Below are 20,635 nucleotides of genomic sequence, written 5' to 3'. Positions count from 1 at the left end.
TCATGGTGTTTCCCATTCGCGTTGCTATCGTGGACGATCACCCCTTGTTTCGGGAAGGTGTGACGCGGAGCCTGTCGGAGATCGAGGGCTTTGAAATTGTCGCCGAGGGCAGCTCGAAGGACGATGCCACCCAGATCGCGGAGCGCCTTGGACCGGATATCATGCTCATGGATATCTCCATGCCCGGTGGTGGCCTGGAGGCCATACCGGCGATCCTGAAAATCGCCCCATCACAGAAGATTATCATGCTCACCGTTTCCGAAGACGGCGACGACGTGACAACTGCGCTGGATCGAGGTGCCACCGGCTATGTGCTGAAGGGCGTCGGTGCAAGAGCGCTTGCCGAGGTCATTCGCACCGTGGCTTCGGGAGAGCGCTATGTGGCGCCGACCTTGTCTGCCAAGCTTCTGTCCAGCCGGACACCAGCGGCAGGCGGCAAGTCCGGCCTGATCGCCGGTCTAACGCCTCGTGAAAGGGAAGTTCTGGAATTGGTGGCAGCAGGTATGAGCAACAAGCATGTCGCAATCCAACTGGACCTGCAGGAAAAGACCGTAAAGCATCATATGACGCAGATCATGACAAAGCTGGGTGTCGGCAACCGCACTGAAGCGGCCATGGTACTACGCGACGCGCGCGAAGTCTGATCCACGTCGAACAAGGATGGCGCAACCGGCTTCGTGCGCCCACCCTCACCTAATGCAAGAATGAATCTATCCGTTTTCTGTCGTTTGCCGTCGCGCGGCGGTTGATGATGGTGCGTCCGCGGGCATCCTTCATGATGTAGCGGCCATTCGCGATCTCTTCGGTAATGCCGCCTTCGTGGCGAACGCCGACATCCTGTCCATTGGCCTTTGCGTTCCCACGATTGGAGTTCTTGGAACGCTCGCTGTTGGAATTGGAGCGGTCACTGCCATTTGAACTCCCACCACCGTTCCCGCCGCCGCCTCCACCATTCCCGCCGCCGTTGCCGCCACCGTTCCCGCCATTTCCGCCCCCGCCTCCATTACCATTGCCACTGTTGGCGAAGGCGACCGTCTTGACGATCGTAAGCCCAGCGCTCGACGTTTCGAGGCTGTAGGGTAAGGAGATGGCGAGGGTGCAGACTGCCGGCAAGAATGCTGTCAGGATCATCCGACGCGTGATCATAATGTCTCCAAGGTCATTCGTGCGCAAGCGCACTCAGCGCGGCGGGTAACCAACCGACTTTGCCCTTGACCGAGACGCACAGTCAACTCGCTCCAGCAAAGATCCTGGCTGCACAGGACCTTTCCCTTACCCCGGCTGGACCTTCGTCCCATCCAAGCCAGACTATGGTCGGAAGACCGGGCGGGGGTCCGCTGGTGCGATCCGGCGGATCAGCCAGGCAAACGCGCTTGAGCCGGTCTCTGACTGGAGGGTTGCCGGGTTTAGCCTGATGCCGCCGTCTGGTTAAAAAGACGGCTCCCGGAGGAGCCGATGAGGTAAGCGAAGGGGCCAAATGTCAGGATCACCGATCTATGAAGGCTCCTGGTTGACCCCATTTGAAGGGCATGCTGTTCGGGCGGGGCTAGATATTCGTCGATTGCCGCGCCGGCGTATGGTACTTCTCCAAAAGGTAGAGTGGTGCCAAAGGTTCCGCCATGGGACTTCAGTCTCACTCCTCGCGGCAAAGGTCTTAGTTCCGTTGTCGCGCGTTCCGTTCACCCTAGTCTTCCTGTTCAGCCCATGGCACTTCGGCCCGTACCGCCATGGGAGGGTAGCGGCTTCGGAGCGGTCCTATCGTCCCCGCCCGACGGCTCTGGTGCCGCTGCCCGATCCTTCCGGAGGTCGTCAGAAGTACTTTCGAAACCTCTCATCGCGGCGTGAGATAGGTGTCCGGGAATTCTCGTTCTGAAACGGCAAAACTCTCGCCTGGTAGGAATCCCAGAGGACAAAAGCCTATCGGGCAGCTCCCCTTCCGTTGAGGCTCAGGCGGTCATCGCGAAAAAAAGAGCCTCTACCCGCTAAGGAAGAGGCTCAGTCGGTGCTTGCGATTGGCCTCTGCAGCGGGGACTGCATCGAGGGTGGCAATCGCAATGAGAAAAGGGTGACTGAGGCCCCGCCCAAAGACAACTTCCCTAAAGGGACTAGCCCTGATTAGCCGAAGATATAACCGGGGGCCTGCACAACAAAATGTCGGGCAGCGGTTTAAGAGCGTGGCAGCCGCACACCTTACAATCTATTCCTCATGAGCAAGATTTCAAAGGCAGCGTCCTGCGCAAGAACCAACGTCTCAATCGGAACAGTGGCGTTGCAACAGTCGACCAAAAGGCCTGTCGTCGTATACCAAGACGGGCGGACGCCCGGTTGAGGATTAGATTGCTTGTCGGCCTCGCTGCTGGGGTCCTGTCCCACATAAGACCTAAGTCCTATTTGCGTCGGCAAAGGTCCTACTCTGCTTGTGACGCAATTCAATCCCAGAATATCCTAACTACAACCATGGCGTCATCCACCGCCACGGCCGCAAAAGTTGTTCCAGAGTCGCTTGTGACGCCTTTCCGGGCGACTCTGGATCACAGCGCCAAACTTGCTCGCAGGTTCATTAATAATAATTAAGAATCCGAACCTGCCGCATCTCATCTCTGCTTTTCGCTGGGACATTTATGCCAGGCGGCTCGGCCGTTCAGCCGCAACGCTATCGATGCCCTTACGCTGATCCGGCTTCGCGAAGCGGCACAACTTCCGATATATTAGATAGTCCTTAAGGATGACTTGAAGGGCCCATACGAGAGGCGTAGCGTCCCAGTCTAAACCAGGTGCCTCAACGTAGAGCACCTGACAAGGCGTGATGAGAACACGCATAGGGGGGGATTTCCCAGAACAAATCTGCTTTTCCTAAGTGGATAGAGGCCATAACGCTCGAGGGCCCCTATCCCTTTTCTTTGGCCAATTCATTTTCGTGGAGGATAACCTCGATGGCGCTGGACATCCAGACTCAAGACATCATCATCGACGAGAGTACTCTACTTCAGGACGACGATATTAACCCGTCGGATCCGCCTCACGACACCAACCCCACCCTGTTGTATCTCCTAACTCTCGACGATACGGGCGGGCTGACCTCACCAGAGGTCGCTTACCAAGCCAATTTCGTGCAGGCCTCGGCGAGCGCAGGGGAAACCATCTCCGGGATCGTTCTTGCGCAGGATGCCTCCGGCACACCCTTTTCCAAAACCGTCGGCGTGAACAGCGGCATCCAAACGGTCGATGGCAACTATGTCTGGCTGTTCCAGGACCCAACGAATCCCAACGTCGTGATCGGCGTCATCGGAACCTCCGACCCGGACGTCCCGCCCGCTGCTGACGGGTCGCTCGCCTTTGCGTTTGGGCTGGACCCCACAAGCGCCACTAAAGCGGACCTTTACCTGGTTCAGTACGTGCCGCTGCTCCATCCGGATGAGACCGACCCGGACGACCGGATCGATCTGACTGATCACGTGTTCGCCTCGGTCGCGGGGACCTCGGTGGTCAGTTTTACCGGTGAGAATGCCCATCCCGGCAGCAATGAATTCAACCTGCTCAGTTCACCCAGTGACGCATCCAAGCAGTTGCTGGTGACGGGGCTCGTGCGGTCCTCCCAGGCCGACCCGAACAGCGCGCTGGTCAACAGCGAGTGCAACGTGAGTCAGCAGGGTTTTGGCGTCGATAACCAGAGCATCCAACCGGACACGGACGGGCAAAATCAACCACTCGGACGCGAAGTGCTGCAGATTGATTTTGTGACCGGCGGCACCCCCGATGCAGGTGATGGCGCGGACATCGCGTACGGCAGCCATCTCGAAAACATCACGCAGGCTGGCTTCATAATCAACCAGCTCACGCCGTCTCAATCGGCTGGGCGGGCGGACATCGCGATCCGCGCCTTCAACGTTCAGGGCAACGAGCAAGGCTCGGACTTCTTCAACGGCAGCCCGACCACCGCCGTGGACATCACCAGCATCAAGCTGACCGGTGCATCGGGGTTTGCTTCCACCATCACCGCGGACGGAACCTATGCCACCGCGAGCGGCAACGTCACCATCACCGGGCTCAGCGGGACCGGGAATGCTGTCACCATCACCGGGCTGGATAACACCACAACCGTCGATATCACTACCAGCGGCTTTATGGATCGACTGCATGTCGAGTCGGTCGATTCGAATGAAGGGATCGACATCACCGAGGTCCATTTCTCAGCGACGAACACCAACGCCCACACCGAAGAGGTCGGCTCGTTCATCAACTTTGATGACTCTGGACCGACGCTGTTGATCACGGCCGCACCGGTGGTTGGCGCCGCCGAGGTTGTCGAGGCAAGCGGAGTTGCCGGGCAGAATCAGGTAACGATCACGCCCCCGACCTTTGATTCCAGCGCGGTTGACGGCAAGACGACCAATGTGAGCTACGCACTCGCCCTGGCGGGCGGAGCCGCGACCGGGCTCACGACGACGGACGGCAACCATGCGATCACGCTGGTGGCCGACTCGGCCAGCCAGATCTCGGGCAAATACGACAGCGACGGTAACGCCTCGCTCGATGCGACGGCGTTCACGGTGACGCTGTCTGGCACGACGGTGACGCTGACCTCGTTGGTTGCCCTTGAGCACTCGAACGCGCCGCAAGGTGCTGGCGAGGACAACACCCTCGATCTCAACGGCCTGATCAACGTCGTTGCGACGGTGACGGTGACGGACGGCGACGAAGACGTCGTGTCGCAGCAAAGCACGAGTGCCGGGCTGTCGCTGACCTTCAACGACACCGATCCGACGCTGTTGATCACGGCCGCACCGGTGGTTGGCGCCGCCGTGGTGGGTGAGGCGAGCGGGGCTAGCGGGCAGAATCAGGTAACGATCACGCCCCCGACCTTCGATTCCAGCGCGGTTGACGGCAAGACGACGAATGTGAGCTACGCACTCGCCCTGGCGGGCGGAGCGGCGACCGGGCTCACGACGACGGACGGCAACCATGCGATCACGCTGGTGGCCGACTCGGCCAGCCAGATCTCGGGCAAATACGACAGCGACGGTAACGCCTCGCTCGATGCGACGGCGTTCACGGTGACGCTGTCTGGCACGACGGTGACGCTGACCTCGTTGGTTGCCCTTGAGCACTCGAACGCGCCGCAAGGTGCTGGCGAGGACAACACCCTCGATCTCAATGGCCTGATCAACGTCGTTGCGACGGTGACGGTGACGGACGGCGACGAAGACGTCGTGTCGCAGCAAAGCACGATTGCCGGGCTGTCGCTGACCTTCAACGACACCGATCCGACGATCACGGCAGCGTTCGACGCTGATCCCGGCACTCCTGGCATCCAAACCCCGGAGCACCTTGCCAACACCGCGGCAGCAACGGCCAGCGGAACCTTTGGCTACGACATGACCGACAGGCACACGGCCGCGGAGTATGTGGCGGGTATCAGTGACTTTGTCGATGCCAACGGTGCTTTGGCAGGCACCCAGATCGGGCTCACCGGTACGGTCGAGAACGTGCAGAACTCGAACATCACCCAAGCGGTCGCAACCCTCACGGCTGAGACCGAAACATCTGCCACGTTCAACTTCTCGTTCCACTACGACAAGGATCCGATCACCGCTGGCGTGCAGGACGCAACGGCGGGCGGCACTCTTGTCTTCGACAAGGTGGCCGACACCTACACCTTCACCTTGACGGACGTGATCGACGGGTTCAGCTTCGACGTGCTGCACACCAGTGAGTTGGTGGCCAAGGCCCCCACCGGCAACACCGGCCATCCGCTGATCGTGGCGGAGCAGCTCACGCCCAACGGCGATCCGGATCCGTTCTTTGTACAGTTCACCGCGAACACGATCACCCAGAAGATCGGGTTCGGGTTCAACTCAACCGGCGATGGAGCGCCGACTGGGCCGCCGACCGATGTCGCATTCACGCAGGGTGCCCATGACATGGTCACCAACGTCAACGAAGACTGGGTTAGTGCAACCCAAGCGACAAACGGGGTCGCCGGCGACACGATCCAGAAGGGTGAACTTCTGACCTTGCGGTTCTTCCAAGAGAACATTCTGGGGGATGTAAACCCGGGCGCCCCCGATGGTGGCACTGAGCGGCTGGATCCAACCACGAAAGCTGGCGGCATTGTCATCAAGTTCGATGGCATCGGCAACAGTGAAGACCTGATCGTGATCCTCGACCTGAAGGATGCCAACGGGAACGAGGTGACGAGGGCGGTCAACGTGCAGAACGCGGACCTGATCAAAGGGAACGCAAATGTCCCAGCCCCGTACAACACCGAGTTCACGCTCGATAACAACGATGCCCTGCTCATCATCGAACAGAACGACTACACGGTCGCTGGCGAGACCTACCAGATACAGGGCGTCCAGATCATGCAGAGCGCCAATGGGTTGACGGGCAACGCCATCAACCTGAACGGGGCGACCGGGGCCAATGGCGGCAGCAATGCCACTAGCAGCCTGACGGCTTTCGACCCGACCGATAACGATGTGCTGAAGATCGTGGACATCGGGTTTGTCCAAAACACGTCTGGGACGATCCCGGCCGACCTCGACTTCGCCTTCCAGGTCGCGGACGCGGACGCCGACCAGACAGCGACGCAGCACATACTTGTTGACGTCAGCTGACACTTCTCCACGGGGGCAGCCAAGCCTGCCCCCGTGGTTTGCCGGGGCGTCGTCCCGCTAAGCGTTCGTCTTGTTCCGCGTCCTAGAGTTATAGAAGATGAAAACCAGCCAACAACGCCCCGCCCTGCAGGTTGTGATGACAGAAGCCAGACGCGCCATCCGGCCGCTAATCTGGTTCAGTGCCGGCATCAACGTGCTGATGCTGACCGGCGCGATCTATATGCTCCAGGTCTACCATCGCGTGTTGTCCAGCCACAGCCTGGAAACGTTGGGGATGCTGTCGCTGATGGCGGTGGGCGCGCTCGCCACAATGGCGGGGCTGGAAATCGTGCGCGGGCGTCTGCTCGCAACAGTCGGATCCTGGATGAATGCGCGGTTGGCGCCGGTGCTCCTGACAGCAGCGGTGGAATATGCCGCTTCAGCGCCCGGTCAGGTCAATGCCCGCCCATTGCGCGACCTGGATCAAGTCCGGAATTTCTTCACAAGCCCGAGCATCTTCCCGATCCTTGACGCACCTTGGGCACCGCTGTTTTTCGGGGCCATATTCCTCATGCACCCTTGGCTCGGTTGGCTGGCGCTGGGTGGCGGGATCGTCCTGTTCTCGTTGGCATTGCTCAACGAATACCTCACACGCAAGCCGTTGACCGAGGCCCAAAGCGCCCAATCGCGCGCATACGTGCAGGCCGAGGCGGCTATCCGCAATGCAGAGGTCGTGCAGGCGATGGGCATGCTGAAGCCACTGCTGGAGGGATGGAAGGCGCAGCAGGACGAGGCAAACCATGGACAGGTTCTCGCCGCCAACCGTGGCGGCTTCATCGCGGCCATCGCGCGGTGTCACCGACTGGCCTTGCAAATGGCCATACTGGGCCTCGGGGCCTATCTCGTACTTCGCAACGAGGCTTCGCCCGGCATCATGATCTCCGCCTCGATCCTCATGGGTCGCGCATTGTCCCCGGTCGAGCAAGCGATCGGCACCTGGAAGGCGACTGTTGGAGCGCGGGCCGCCTACCGTCGTCTTGCCGCAGTCGCCGGCAAACACCTGGAGGCCACACCGGTTCTGCCACTACCGCGGCCGAAGGGTAGGTTTGAGGCCGACAATCTTGTGCTTGCCCGGCCGGGCGGCGAACATATCCTGAAAGGGATCAACTTCCAGCTCAAACCGGGCGAGGTCATGGCGCTGATTGGCCCAAGCGCGGCCGGCAAGACGAGTCTGGCGCGGATACTGGCCGGTGCCTGGCGCCCATCCGGAGGACGCGCGTTGCTTGACGGCATGGATGTCGCCCAATGGGCGGCAGAGGACCGTGGCCGCTATGTCGGTTACTTGCCGCAGGACATCGAGCTCTTCGCCGGCACTGTCTCCGAGAACATCTGCCGCTTCGCGAAGCTCGACACGCCGGTCTTCAACAACGTCGTCAAGGCCGCGCAACTGGCAGGAGTTCACGAACTGATCAAGGGACTGCCGAAGGGTTACGCTACCGAGATCGGCGAGTCGGGCGCGACACTGTCGGGCGGGCAGCGTCAACGCATCGGGTTAGCGAGGGCACTCTACGGCGATCCGGCACTCCTTATCCTGGACGAACCAAATTCCAATCTCGACCGCGAAGGTGAGGACGCGTTGATCGCAGCCATCAGCGCGATCAAGGCCGCAGGCACGACGATTATTCTGATCGCGCACCGACCGAGCATCATGCAGAAAGTTGACAAGATACTGGTCCTCAACCGAGGCCAACAAGATCTCTTCGGTCCGCGTGACCATGTCTTCAACGAACTTGCCAAGCGCAACGGCGCGGTAACCCGGATCACAGCCATAGCCGCGAACCAAGGCGTCGGCGCTGGTCCGGCCAGTCGATTCACAGTCCGAAATTCGTCACCTATTTCAGAAATTGTTGCCGGAAGCATTTCAGGAGGAGATGCAGACGCGGCACAAGCACCCGAATGGAAAAAGATATGACCGTTGTGCCGCTACCCGCGCCACCGTCCCCGATGCCGAAGCCGATACCCTTGCGTATCGCGGGCGTGACGTGGGCCGGATTTGCCATCATGTTCCTGTTCTTCGGCATGGCCGGAGGTTGGGCGGCACTGGCGCCGTTGGACAGCGCCGCAGTGGCACCGGGCGTTGTCAAGGTCGCCGGCGACCGCAAGCTCATCCAGCACCTTGAGGGCGGCATCATCGCGGAGTTGAACGCCGCCAACGGTGACATCGTCAAGGCTGGCAAGGTTCTGATCCGGCTCGACGACACGCAAGCCAAAGCACAACTGGACCTGGTTCAGAACCGGATCACAACGCGCGAGGCGCTGGCCGCGCGGCTCAGGGCGGAGCGTGACGACAAGGCCGAGATCGACTTTGATCCGGCGCTGCTCGCAAACCGTGCGACCGCTGCCAAGGACGCGGTGGCCACGCAGCGCGACGTGTTCGCGGCAAAGCGCCACAACTTGAACGACGAGCGGACCATTCTCGGACAACGCCGCCACCAGGCCGAGGAGGAGATAACCGGACTGGAGAGACTCGTTGCGACCGAGGACAAGCAGATCGAGGCTCTCGAAGGGGAGACCAAGGATCTTGAAACTCTGCTCAAGAAAGCACTCACCACCCGCGCACGGAACCTGCTGCTCAGACAACAACAGCGCGAGATCGAGGGGGAGCGCGCTACCAATATCGCGGCGATCGCTCGTGCCAGAAGCGCCATGGCCGAAATTGACGCGCAGATTTTGAACCTTAACACCGTGCGGCTGAAAGATGCTGTCGAGGAATTGAGCAAGGTCGAGGCGGATTTGTTCGACCTCAAACAGCAGGAGCGTTCCGCCAACGACGTGCTTGCCCGCACCGACATCGTCGCACCGGTTGACGGTATCATCATGGACCTGAAGGTCCACACGGACGGCGGTGTCGTGAAGCCCGGCGAAACGTTAATGACCATGGTGCCTCTCGGACAGCAACTCGTGGTCGAGGCTATGGTCAGGCCGGAGGATGTCGAGACGATCGCCCCCGGACAGGCGGCGCGTGTCAGCTTTCCAGCCTTCGCACGCTACAACCTGCCGCCACTCGACGGCGTCGTGGAGATCGTATCGGCTGACCGCATGGTAGAGGAACGCAGCGGGGTGCCATACTTCACCGCAACCGTGTTGATTGACAGACACGAACTCGCCAAGCTCGAGGGTCGCAAACTGTTGCCCGGCATGTCGAGCGAGGCAATGATCCGGACGGGTGTCCGTACCGTGCTTGCCTACCTTGCAGAACCAATCACGCAGAACTTCCGCCGGGCGCTACGGGAAAAATAGGGAGCCAGCCCGGTTGCGGTAGAAGAGCGACGAACGGGTTCGTTTGGCTTTGGGCGAGCAAGAAGGCACGTGATGAGCCTCTGGTCGTTTCAACCGAGCGGATGATGCGCGGATAGATTTGCTCCTCAAATGCAATGCGACGCCCGACATCACGGTCCACCATCTGCCAAGAAAGCCCACGCCACGCGCGTCGTTGCCCGATAGTCGTTCCGACCTCAATTCTCCCGCATAGCCCTACGAAACGTTCGTGTTCGACCGACCGAGCTCAGAGGTCTGTCCCTTATTCCGATGGGGAGCCCAACGGGTGCACTTGATTGGCGCAGTGGTCGATTTTCGGGGGGGCATTTCTTTGAGATCTTATCAGACCTAGGTCTGGTGCGCTCTGGCAAAGGTCCTAGCGGCGTTGCTCATTCCGAATCCGCTCGCCATGCTGTTTAAGCGCCAAAGAGCCAAGGACTGCCCTCCGTCATTGGCGCTAGTGATCCCAGAGCGCTCGCCCCAGTCCCATTCGACTAAGCGCTCTGGGATCCCCCCACTCCTCGTTCCGGCACAAACGCGTTTGGTCATTGGAGGGCCGAGACGCGGCTGTCGAGCGAGTGACCTCGGCAACATCACTCTTGACGCTACTGATCTCACTGGTCGGATTGAGGGTTTCCATCTCGCGGTCCTGCCGCGCTCAATTGCCGCTACAGAGCCTGCACGGTCATATTCATGTTGCTACCCCTCGGATTGTGGAGGACACTGGCCTTCAGGCGTTACCTGAAGGCGGAAACGATGGATTTTGAGAAGATCGGACGGGCACGCCTGATGATGCGGTTGCCGAGGCATCGGCAACAGCTTGCGGAGCTAAGGTTCCTTTCCCTGAGTACCCTGTTAGAGGCTTATGGCATCGCGGTGATCACCCGGGATGAACTCCGAGAACACGCGATCTCAGGCGAACCTCTGACCGCCCGATACGAGAACGACTGTCAGGCGATCGAAGACAAAGTCGTGAGTTTGCTTACCAATGTTAGTCCTCGCTTTGTCAATTGATTGCTCGCCTCTTGGCTCCTGAAGGGATCGAACGGTCGCAATTTCTGGGTGCCGGCTAAAAGCCACCGCCCCAAGGTCCGTGATGGCTGTCGGCGCCATCGATGCGGTCGAAGCCGTGGGCGCCGAAGAAGTCGCGCTGCGCCTGGATGACGTTGGCCGTGCCGCGGCCACGGCGGTAGCTGTCGAAGTAGCCGAGTGCCGAGGCAAGCGCCGGTACCGGCAGACCACCGAGAACGGCAGCCGAGACGACGCGGCGCAGGGCGGCGTCGGTTTCCTTGACCATGGCGGCAAAGGCCGGGGTGACGATCAGGTTGGCGGCATCCGGCGCCTTGGTAAACGCGGTGGTGATCTCGTCGAGGAACTGCGAGCGGATGATGCAGCCGGCACGCCAGATCTTGGCAATGGTCGGCATCGGCAGGTTCCAGTTGAACTCCTTTGATGCCGCCGACATCACGGCGAAGCCTTGCGCATAGGCGCCGATCTTGGCGGCCAGCAGCGCGCTTTCGAGATCCCTGATGAAGGCTGCCCTGTCGGCTACCTTGAACTCGCCGACCTCAGGCAGCCCGAGGATCTTTTCGGCCGCTTCGCGTTCGTCCTTCATCGAGGAGATGCTGCGCGCCGCAACCGCCGCCTCAATGCCGGTTGCCGGCACGCCCATGTTCTGCGCTTCGATCACCGACCACTTGCCGGTGCCCTTCTGGCCGGCCTTGTCGAGGATCAAATCGACGATCGGCTTGCCGGTCAAAGGATCGGCCGCCTTCAGCACCTTCTCGGTGATCTCGATCAGGTAGGAGTTGAGGCGACCCTTGTTCCAGGTGCCGAAGACCTCGCCGATTTCGGTCGCCGACATCTTCAGGCCGTCGCGCAGGATGCCGTAGATTTCGGCGATCATCTGCATGTCGGCATATTCGATGCCGTTGTGGATGGTCTTGACGAAATGGCCGGCGCCGTTTTCGCCGAGCCAGGCAACGCAAGGATCGTTGTCGTATTTCGCGGCAATCGAGGTCAAAACGCTCTCGACGCGCTTCCAGGATTCTTCCTTGCCGCCGACCATGATCGACGGGCCGTGGCGCGCGCCTTCCTCACCGCCGGAAACGCCCATGCCGATGAAGGTCAAGCCACTGTCCTTCAGCGCCTCGAAGCGGCGCATCGTGTCGCGGAAGTTGGCGTTGCCGGCGTCGATCATGATGTCGCCCTTGGAAAGGTAGGGCTCGAGGATCTTCATCTGCTGATCGACCGGCTCGCCGGCCTTGATCATGATGATGATCGGGCGCGGCGGACGGATGGCGGCGACGAACGCTTCAATGGTGTCGCAGGGCACGATCTGGCCCTTCAGTTCACCGGCTTCCGCGTAGAACTTGTGCGTCGCCTCGACGGTGCGGTTGAACACCGCGATCTTGTTGCCCTTTTCAGCGATGTTGAGCGCCAGGTTCGAGCCCATGACGCCGAGACCGATTAGGCCGATTTCCGCCTGTGACACGTGATTGCTCCTCAGGAGATTGAACGCGAGCTGACGTTTTCGCGCGCTCGACGTGGAGGCTCCATCGATCGGGGGACCGGTCGACCGATGAAGCAATGGCGACTAGAAGGCGAGTTGCACCTTCATCGAACGACTGCGGTCGCCAGCAGTCTCGAAGGCGCGCACCGCGTCTTCCAGGGGGAAGATCCCGGTCAACAGTGGGGTTAGGTCCACCCGGCCGGCGTTGATGAGATCGACGGCCAGCCCGAACTCCTCGTGGAACCGGAACGTGCCGCGCATCTCGATCTCCTTTGCCACCACGAGGTTTTGCGGGATGGCGACGTCGCCGCCAAGCCCGAGCTGGACGAGCACCGATCGGGGTTTGAGGACGTCGAGACCGGAGCGCACCGCCTGCGCATTGCCCGAGGCCTCGAACTGAACGTCAAAGGTACCCTTGTTGGCGCCGTAGGCGGCAAGCTGATTGGGATTGCTGGCAACGTTGATCACTCGGTCCGCGCCGATCGATAGCGCCTTGTCGAGCACACCGTCCATGACGTCGGTCGCGACGATCTCACGCGCGCCGTGCGCTCGGGCGGCGATGATCGCCAGCGCTCCGATCGGCCCGCAGCCGGTGACCAGGACCCGCTTGCCGAGTAGCGAGCCTGCACGCGCCACGGCGTGAAGCGTCACGGCAAAGGGCTCGGCCATTGCCGCTTCGTTGCTCGAGACACCGTTAGAAATCTTGTGGCACTGCCACGCCTCGGCAACCAGCCGCTGCCGGAACGCCCCCTGGATGTGCGGCATCGGCATGGCGCTGCCGTAGAAGCGCATGTTCAGGCAATGGTTCTGCTGACCGCGCTGGCAATAGTCGCAGGACCCGCAGGGGCGGCTCGGTGACACCGCCACCCGGTCGCCGACGGCCAACGTCGAGACACCGTCGCCGAGCGCCTTGACGGTGCCGGCGACCTCGTGGCCGAGGATCATCGGTTCGCGCAGCCGCACCGTGCCGAAGCCGCCATGGTTGTAGTAGTGGAGATCCGACCCGCAGATGCCGCCGGCCTCGATCTGAACCTCGACCTGGCCCTTTCCAGGCGCCTGCGTCTCCCGATCCTCGATCCGCAAATCCTTGGCGGCGTGAATGACAACGGCTTTCATTTCAGGACCTCAAGCGACAGGGGTGGGCAGTGGCTCGCCGGCAAAATGCGCGGCGAGATTGTCGCGTACCAGCTTGCCCATCGCCTTGCGGGTCTCGATTGTGCCGGAGGCGTGGTGGGGCTGCAGTAGGACATTGTCGAGCTTCAGGAAGCGGGGATTGAGCATCGGTTCACCCTCAAAGACATCGAGAGCCGCCGAGCCCAGCGCACCGCGCTCGAGCGCATCAAGCAGCGCATCCTCATCGATGTTGGAGGCCCGCGAGATGTTGATCAGCATGCCCTCGGGGCCGAGCGCCTCGATCACCTGCCTCGAGACGATGTGGCGGGTCGCGGCAGAGGCCGCGAGCGTCACGAACAGGACATCGGATCGGGCGGCAAGAGCAACCGGATCGGCGACGAAGGCCATGCCATCCGCATAGGGTTTTTCGGAGACGTCGCTATAGGCGATGTCCATATCGAAGCCCTTGAGGCGCTTGGCCACCTCGAAGCCTATACGGCCAAGGCCGAGCACACCGGCGCGCTGCCCCCAGACCCGCCGCTTCAGCGGATAGAGACCCTTGGCTGCCCAGCTGCCGTCCTTCACCCAGCTTTCCGCGCCGATCATGCCCCGCGACTGGCAAAGCATCATGGCGACGCCGAGATCGGCAACGTCGTTGGTCAGCACGTCAGGGGTGTTGGTGACGTGGATTCCGCGCTCCCGGCAGGCCGCGAGATCAACGGCATCATAGCCGACACCATAGACGGAGACGATTTCGACCTGCGGCAGCTTGCCGATCAAATCCGCCGATGCACCGAGTTCGCCTCGGGTGGCGATCGCCTGGATCTTCGGCCCATGCGCTGTTAGGAAAGCGTCCCGATCCTCGGCCTCGTAGATCTTGTGGACCGCGTAGCGCGCTTCCAGTTCCACCAGGTCCCAATCCGGATAGGGGCCCATCAGCAGGATGTCCGGTTTCGTCATCAGTTCTCTCCCGTGGGTTGTTCACTGGTCGCGCGATCGGCGCGGATCGCCAGCGTGTTCATCGCCAACGCAACGATGCGCTCCAGCGACTGATCGATTTCGATGGTAACGACGTCCGCCTCCCCCGAGGGCAGTTCGAGGGTGGCAAGCTGGCTATCGAGCAGCGACAGCGGCATGTAATGGCCCTTTCGCTCTCCGAGCCGCGCCGCGAGCAGTGCCCGGGTGCCCTGCAGAAAGACGAAGGTGATCGGCTGCCAGGCGACTTCCCTCAGCCGTTCGCGATAGGCTCGCTTCAACGCCGAGCACGACACGACGGTCGCGGCCGGACTGGCCAGCCGGCCGCCGATCTCGTCGAGCCAGGGCCAGCGGTCAGCATCGGTCAGCGGGGTGCCGCTGCGCATCTTCTCGACATTGGCGGCCGAATGCAGGCTGTCGCCCTCAATGAAGCGCGCGCCGAGATAGCTGGCGAGCCGTTCGCCGACCGCGGACTTGCCGCAGCCGGATACGCCCATGACGACGACCGGACCAAGGCCGCGACGGAGTTCAGAGACTGGTCGTGATGCCGCCATCGACATAGAGCGTGTGTCCGTTGACAAAGGAGGAGGCGTTGCTCGCCAGGAAGATCGCTGCACCCACCAGTTCTTCGACATCGCCCCAGCGGGCCGCCGGCGTGCGCTTTTCCAGCCAGGAAGAAAACTCGGCGCTGTCGACCAGCGCCTGGTTCAAGGGCGTCTTGAAGTAGCCGGGCGCGATAGCATTCACCTGCAATCCATACTTTGCCCAGTCGGTGCACATGCCGCGCGTCAGGTTCCTGACTGCACCCTTGGTCGCCGTGTAGGGCGCGATCGATGGGCGCGCGAGTTCGCTCTGTACCGAAGCGATGTTGATGATCTTGCCGGCGCCGCGACCGATCATGTGTCGTGCGACCGCCTGGCCGACATAGAAGACGCTGGAGACATTCGTCTTCAGCAATTGCTCCCAGCGCTCGGCGGGAAAGTCTTCAAGCGGCGCGCGAAACTGCATGCCGGCATTGTTGACGAGGATGTCGATGGCGCCGATATCCTGCTCGATCTGATCGACGCCGCGCTTTACCGCGTCCGCGTCCGTGACGTCGAAATCCGCGACATCGACAGTGTAGCCGGCATCCTTCAATGCGGCAGCGGCCGCCTCCAGCTTTGAACGGTCGCGACCGTTGAGGACAAGTGCTGCGCCGTGTTCGGCAAGACCACGCGCCAACGCCAAGCCTATCCCTTGCGACGAGCCCGTCACCAAGGCGCGCCGCCCTTTGAGGTCAAAAAGTGGAAATGACAAACCTACTCTCCTTTACCGCCGGGCGCTCGCACGAGACGTCCCGGCCCTTGGTCAGCCTTCAACCACGAGCCCTTTTGCCTTCAGCACCGGCTCGAGCTTGCTGACTTCGATGACCGATTTTCCTGCCTTGTATGCGGCAATGTACTCGGCTTCGGCATCCTCGCGCGCCTGAGACAGCTTCGCGACCTCAAATGCTTCTTCCCGCTGCACCACCACCAGGCCATCAGCGTCGCCGACGATGATGTCGCCGGGATGGACAACCTCTCCACCGATGATGATCGGGTCGTTGGTCGAGGTCAGGGTTTCCTTGACCGTGCCCTTGATGCAGACGCTGAGCGAAAACACCGGGAAACCGAGTTCGCGCAGTTGCAGCGTGTCGCGCACGCCGCTGTCGGTCACAAGACCGCCAATTCCCTTGGCGAGGCAGGCGTTGGCTAGCACGTCGCCAAACGATCCGGCCTCTTCGTATTCGCCCGCCGAAACGACGATGATGTCGCCTGGCTGAGCGTAGTTGATTGCAAGCTGCAGCATGATGTTGTCGCGCGGTGCGCAACGGACCGTGAAGGCCGGACCGCAGAGCTTCATGCGGTAGTCGACGGGCTTGATGCGGGAGGACAATGCCCCCCGGCGTCCCTGCGCCTCATGGATCGTTGCCGGCGAGAATTTGGCCACCGCTTCCACTTCGGCGGCACTCGGACGAACGGGCATTTTCTTGATATGCGTCATGATTTTTCCCATGGGTGGTCGCGGCGGGCGCGACGCCCGCCGTTTGCGTTGTTCAAGACATTTGGAAAAACGGGGGTCGCTTACGCGCGACCCGGCCCCATCAGGGGATCGGGTCGAATTTCAGTTCGGAGAGCGGTGCAACCTTGTCGGTGCGAGCCATCTTGTATTCGGTGTTCGGGCCGAGCCACTTGTCCCAAATCTGGTTGATCTCGCCGCTATCATCGAGCTTGTGCAGCACTTCGTTGATCTTGGCCGTCAGTGCCGGTTGATCCTTTGCCATGCCGACGCCGATCGGCTGGAACAGCATGGGGTCAGGGATCATACGCATTTCCTTGCCGCGGGTCTTCGATTCGTTGACCAGCTTGGTGGTCGTCATCGTGTTGGCGACCATGCCGCGGGCCTTGCCCTGCTGCACGGCGAGATAAGCCGACGCCGTGTCCTGGAAGGTGAGCGGCTCGGACTTGTTGAGCTTGATCGACATTTCGGAGGTCGAACCCTTGGTGGAGGCAAGGCGCTGGCCGGCATAATCGGTCTTTGCCTTGCCTGCATCGTCCGCCGGCACGATCAGCATTTCCTTGGCGAGGTAATAGGGATCGCTGAACTGGATCTGTTCGGCACGGCTCTGCGTATAGGCAAGATTGGCGACGGTGATATCGACCCGGCCGAGTTTCACCTCCGGTACGCGTGCTTCAACGGAAACCGGTTTGACCTCGGCCTTCACGCCGAGTTCACGGGCGATTGCGCCGCAGAGATCGACGTCGAAGCCGACCATTTCACGCGTCTTTGCGTCCGGAGCGGCGAAGGGCGGCACGTCTGCGAAAGTCGCGCACCGCAGTGTCTTGTTGGCGAGGATGTCTTCGAGTTGATCGGCCTTCGCCGGACCTGCGAGCGCTGCCGCCGCGGCGGTCATTCCAAGAAATAGATGGCTGCACTTCATTGCTGTTCTCCTTCGTTGTTGGTCTTGCTTGTTCTAGTGGCGCAGGTCGGCGAGAAACCGCTGCGCACGCGGATGCCTGGGGTTCTTGAAGAATTCCTCAGGCGTCGCGGTCTCGATGATCTGGCCTGCGTCGATGAACCAGATGCGGTCAGCGACATCGCGGGCGAAGCCCATTTCGTGCGTGACGCACATCATGGTCATGCCTTCGGCGGCGAGCGACTTCATGACGTTCAGCACTTCTCCGACCATTTCCGGGTCGAGCGCGCTGGTCGGCTCATCGAACAGCATCACGGGTGGCTCCATTGCGAGCGCGCGAGCTATCGCCACGCGCTGCTGCTGCCCGCCGGACAATTGGCCCGGATAGGAGTTTGCCTTTTCGCGAAGGCCGACACGGTCGAGCAGCTTTAACGCCTTCTCGTGTGCCTCTGCCGGGGCCACGCCCTTCACCCGGATCGGGGACATTGCGACATTGTCGACCGCGGAGAGGTGCGGGAAAAGATTGAAGCTCTGGAAGACGAAGCCGATGCGGCTGCGCAGGCGGTTGAGGTCTCGCCCGCTCATCTGTGCATGAACGTCCTGCCCTTCGAAGAAGATCGAACCACTGTTGATCTCCTCGAGCCGGTTCACCGTGCGGATCAAGGTCGACTTCCCCGAGCCGGAGGGACCGCAGATGACGACCACTTCGCCCCGCGCGACTGTCGCGTCGATGCCTTTCAAGACGTCATAGTCGCCATAGCTCTTGCGGACATCGGCGAGCCGGATTGCCTGATCCTTTGCAATAGTGGAGGTTGACGCGGTCATGGCTGCTCCGTGGCGTTCGGTGTCAGGGAAATCGGCAACTGCCCACGGCGTTTCGGGGCGATAAGGCCAGCGCGACGGCGTGTAATGCGCCGCTCGACGACATTGGTGAGCCAGGTGAGCGACCAGCAGATCACGTAGTAGGTCAGCGCCAGGATGAGGAAGACCTGGAAGGGTTGCGTGAGGAGCTGGTTGTTGACCTGGCTGGCAGCGAAGGTGAGATCCGGCACGTTGATGACGTAGCCGAGCGTCGTGTCCTTGATGGTTGCGACGAAGGTCGACAGCATGCTCGGGATCATGTTGTAGAGCGCCTGCGGCAGGATGACGTAGCGCATCGCGCTGAAATAGCTGTGACCGAGCGCACGAGCTGCATCCATCTGGCCCTGCCCCAAGGCAACGATGCCTGCCCGGATGATCTCGCTCAGGAACGCGCCCTGGTAGACAACCAGGGTCGTCAGCATGGTGAGGAAGCTCGGCACATCGGCGCCCGTGAGCAGCGGCACGAGGAAGTAGCTCCAGAGCACGAGCATCAGGAGCGGCACGCCGCGCGTCACGTAGACGAGTACGGTCACCGGCCAGCGCAGGACCCGGTATTTAGAGAGCCTGGCGAAAGCGAGAAGGATCGCGAACGGAAAGGCAATCGCGATGCTAAGCGCCGAAAGGATCAGCGTATTGGCAAGGCCGCCGAGCGGTCCGTTCGGGTACTGCCCGATAAGGAGCAGCAACCAGTATTGGTCGACGATGGCGATCAGGTCATGGATCATCGTCTCGCTCCATTCGCCGGATCAGCTCGCCAGGTGAGGTAGGCACCAGCGGCCATGATTATCAGGGTGAAGAAGAGATAGAGGACCGTACCGACCAGGTAGATTTCGAAGGTTCGGAAGGAGAGGTTCTCGATCTCCTTGACGGCATGGGTGAGCTCCGGCGCGCCGATCACGATGGCAAGGCTGCTGTTCTTGAAGAGCGAAACGCTGTGATTGACAAGCGCCGGCAAGGCATTGCGAACACCCTGCGGGATCAGCACGAAGCGCATCGCAGAGAGATAGCCATGACCCAGGGCACGTGCCGCCTCCATCTGGCCGGGATTGACGGAGCGCAGGCCGGAGCGCAGATCCTCGCTGAAGTAAGCCGCCTGGCAGAGGCCAAGGCCGACGACGGCGAAGATCATTTCGGCCGAATGCGCAGAGAGCCAGTCAGCCAGCCCGGAGGGCAGGATGGTGTAGATGCCGAAGTACCAGAGCATGAGCTGCACGAGCGTCGGCACATTTCGGTGATAGGAGACGTAAGCTGCGACCACCGCATTGCCGATGCGGCCGGGAGAAAAACGGACGGCGAGCAGGATGACCGCAAGTGTCATCGCCAGGGTCCACGAGCACACGGCGATGATGAAGGTCATCTCGATGCCATGCAGCAGCATGGCCACGTATTCCGGGTTCCCGAGGATCGCGGCGAGTTCGAAGCCCTTCACGACCGTGGTTCCTTCCGCTGCGGTTTGGCCGTCTGCAGTCCACCCATCACCTGAAGCGTCGGGGTGATTTCCATGTGCCCGATGTTGACAGCGACGGGTGCGGCGATCGCAAAGGCGATCGCATCGGCGATGTCGCTCGCCTGCGGCAGTTCGAAACCGTCGATGAAGCGCTCGCGGATGGAAGGATCGTTGCCGTGAACATGGTTGAAGATGTCGGTTGCGACCCGACCCGGGCAGATCTCGGTTACGCGCACGCGCTTGCCGAAGGTGTCGATGCGCAGCTGGTTGGACAGCATGCTGACGCCGGCCTTGGTTGCGTGATAGGTGGAGTTGCCATTGAAGTTGTAGTTGCCGGCAATCGAAGAAATGTTGATGACATGGCCGCGGTCGCGTTCAGCCATGCCAGGCACGATCAGCCGGCAGAGATGGAGGACGGCGCGCAGGTTGACATCGACGAGGAGATCGATGTCGCCATCCTCTGCTTCGAGAAATTTCTTCGGCCGGTCGACGCCGGCATTGTTCACCAGAATGTCGAACTCAACTTCACCGGCAAGCTTCGCCAGTGCGGCACGGTCGGTTACGTCGATTGCGTGAGAAATGCAGCCGGTGCGCTCGGCAAGTGCCTTCAGCGCATCGGCGCTACGGGCAACCGCATGCACTTCGAGGCCCTCGCGGCGGAGCCGCTCGACGACCGCAGCACCGATCCCGGAGGATGCGCCCGTCACGAGTGCGGTTCTGTAATCGGAAAAGGACATTTTGGTTCCCCTGTTGTTGAAAGAGAGAGTAGCGAAGCTTTCCGGCTCTGAATAAGACCGTTTGAATCTGGATGGATAAGGATGGCTTATGGACTTGCGGCGAGCCCGTTGCTCTGTAACATCTGGGGCGAACAGGCAGGC

The 20,635-nt window shown here is 61.2% G+C and carries 17 protein-coding genes; 5 read left to right on the top strand and 12 right to left on the bottom strand.

Going from position 1 to position 20,635, the window contains the following annotated elements; all coding sequences use genetic code 11:
• The first annotated feature begins 2 nt into the window (after positions 1-2).
• The gene (locus ACN9MO_RS22505; protein WP_057248800.1) at positions 3-644 is read left to right on the top strand and encodes a response regulator; all 642 of its coding nucleotides are present in this window, start codon (positions 3-5) and stop codon (positions 642-644) included.
• A gap of 49 nt (positions 645-693) precedes the next feature.
• Here the strand turns inward: ACN9MO_RS22505 and ACN9MO_RS22500 are convergent, their stop codons facing one another.
• Positions 694-1,146: a hypothetical protein gene (locus ACN9MO_RS22500; RefSeq protein WP_057248693.1), complete on the bottom strand. Its 453-nt coding sequence runs from the start codon at positions 1,144-1,146 to the stop codon at positions 694-696.
• A gap of 1,787 nt (positions 1,147-2,933) precedes the next feature.
• Between ACN9MO_RS22500 and ACN9MO_RS22495 the strand changes: the two genes are divergently transcribed.
• From ACN9MO_RS22495 to ACN9MO_RS22480, 4 genes are all read left to right on the top strand, one after another.
• Positions 2,934-6,617, top strand: a complete 3,684-nt coding sequence (locus ACN9MO_RS22495) for a beta strand repeat-containing protein (RefSeq protein ID WP_425987841.1) — start codon at positions 2,934-2,936, stop codon at positions 6,615-6,617.
• A gap of 97 nt (positions 6,618-6,714) precedes the next feature.
• On the top strand, positions 6,715-8,568 hold the full coding sequence (locus ACN9MO_RS22490; RefSeq protein ID WP_246806086.1) for a type I secretion system permease/ATPase: 1,854 nt from the start codon (positions 6,715-6,717) through the stop codon (positions 8,566-8,568).
• Positions 8,565-9,896 (top strand): HlyD family type I secretion periplasmic adaptor subunit, encoded by a 1,332-nt coding sequence (locus ACN9MO_RS22485; protein WP_425987838.1) that lies wholly within the window; start codon positions 8,565-8,567, stop codon positions 9,894-9,896. The genes ACN9MO_RS22490 and ACN9MO_RS22485 overlap by 4 nt, the downstream gene beginning before the upstream one ends.
• Before the next feature lie 774 nt (positions 9,897-10,670).
• Entirely contained in the window at positions 10,671-10,928 is a 258-nt protein-coding gene (locus tag ACN9MO_RS22480) for a hypothetical protein (RefSeq protein ID WP_058324660.1), read from the top strand.
• 55 nt (positions 10,929-10,983) lie between these two features.
• Here the strand turns inward: ACN9MO_RS22480 and gndA are convergent, their stop codons facing one another.
• The 11 genes from gndA to ACN9MO_RS22425 form a co-directional block, all read right to left on the bottom strand.
• On the bottom strand, positions 10,984-12,408 hold the full coding sequence (gndA, locus tag ACN9MO_RS22475; RefSeq protein WP_425987835.1) for an NADP-dependent phosphogluconate dehydrogenase: 1,425 nt from the start codon (positions 12,406-12,408) through the stop codon (positions 10,984-10,986).
• A gap of 102 nt (positions 12,409-12,510) precedes the next feature.
• Complete coding sequence (locus ACN9MO_RS22470; protein ID WP_113131817.1) at positions 12,511-13,542, bottom strand: L-idonate 5-dehydrogenase; 1,032 nt, start codon at positions 13,540-13,542, stop codon at positions 12,511-12,513.
• 9 nt (positions 13,543-13,551) lie between these two features.
• A complete protein-coding gene (locus tag ACN9MO_RS22465; RefSeq protein ID WP_113131818.1) occupies positions 13,552-14,499 on the bottom strand; it encodes a 2-hydroxyacid dehydrogenase in 948 nt (315 codons plus the stop codon).
• Positions 14,499-15,074 carry a gluconokinase gene (locus ACN9MO_RS22460; RefSeq protein ID WP_425987830.1) on the bottom strand — a complete coding sequence of 192 codons (576 nt, stop codon included), beginning with the start codon at positions 15,072-15,074 and terminating at the stop codon, positions 14,499-14,501. The genes ACN9MO_RS22465 and ACN9MO_RS22460 overlap by 1 nt, the downstream gene beginning before the upstream one ends.
• Positions 15,043-15,810 (bottom strand): SDR family oxidoreductase, encoded by a 768-nt coding sequence (locus tag ACN9MO_RS22455; protein WP_113131820.1) that lies wholly within the window; start codon positions 15,808-15,810, stop codon positions 15,043-15,045. Before ACN9MO_RS22455 ends, ACN9MO_RS22460 begins: the two co-directional genes overlap by 32 nt.
• Positions 15,811-15,861: 51 nt before the next feature.
• A complete protein-coding gene (locus ACN9MO_RS22450) occupies positions 15,862-16,536 on the bottom strand; it encodes a 4-carboxy-4-hydroxy-2-oxoadipate aldolase/oxaloacetate decarboxylase (protein ID WP_113131821.1) in 675 nt (224 codons plus the stop codon).
• 100 nt (positions 16,537-16,636) lie between these two features.
• Positions 16,637-17,473, bottom strand: coding sequence for an ABC transporter substrate-binding protein (locus tag ACN9MO_RS22445; RefSeq protein ID WP_113131822.1), 837 nt, complete (start codon positions 17,471-17,473; stop codon positions 16,637-16,639).
• Between the two features lie 33 nt (positions 17,474-17,506).
• Positions 17,507-18,274, bottom strand: a complete 768-nt coding sequence (locus tag ACN9MO_RS22440) for an amino acid ABC transporter ATP-binding protein (RefSeq protein ID WP_058329530.1) — start codon at positions 18,272-18,274, stop codon at positions 17,507-17,509.
• Entirely contained in the window at positions 18,271-19,035 is a 765-nt protein-coding gene (locus tag ACN9MO_RS22435) for an amino acid ABC transporter permease (protein ID WP_065376070.1), read from the bottom strand. Before ACN9MO_RS22435 ends, ACN9MO_RS22440 begins: the two co-directional genes overlap by 4 nt.
• Positions 19,032-19,739 carry an amino acid ABC transporter permease gene (locus ACN9MO_RS22430; RefSeq protein ID WP_093233868.1) on the bottom strand — a complete coding sequence of 236 codons (708 nt, stop codon included), beginning with the start codon at positions 19,737-19,739 and terminating at the stop codon, positions 19,032-19,034. Before ACN9MO_RS22430 ends, ACN9MO_RS22435 begins: the two co-directional genes overlap by 4 nt.
• On the bottom strand, positions 19,736-20,494 hold the full coding sequence (locus ACN9MO_RS22425; RefSeq protein ID WP_113131823.1) for an SDR family oxidoreductase: 759 nt from the start codon (positions 20,492-20,494) through the stop codon (positions 19,736-19,738). Before ACN9MO_RS22425 ends, ACN9MO_RS22430 begins: the two co-directional genes overlap by 4 nt.
• Between the last annotated feature and the right edge of the window lie 141 nt (positions 20,495-20,635).

This window comes from Ensifer sp. R-19 (assembly GCF_049905105.1).
Classification (GTDB): Bacteria; Pseudomonadota; Alphaproteobacteria; order Rhizobiales; family Rhizobiaceae; genus Ensifer.
Note: the sequence above shows the minus strand (reverse complement) of the source record. Positions and strands in the feature narration are given on the sequence as shown.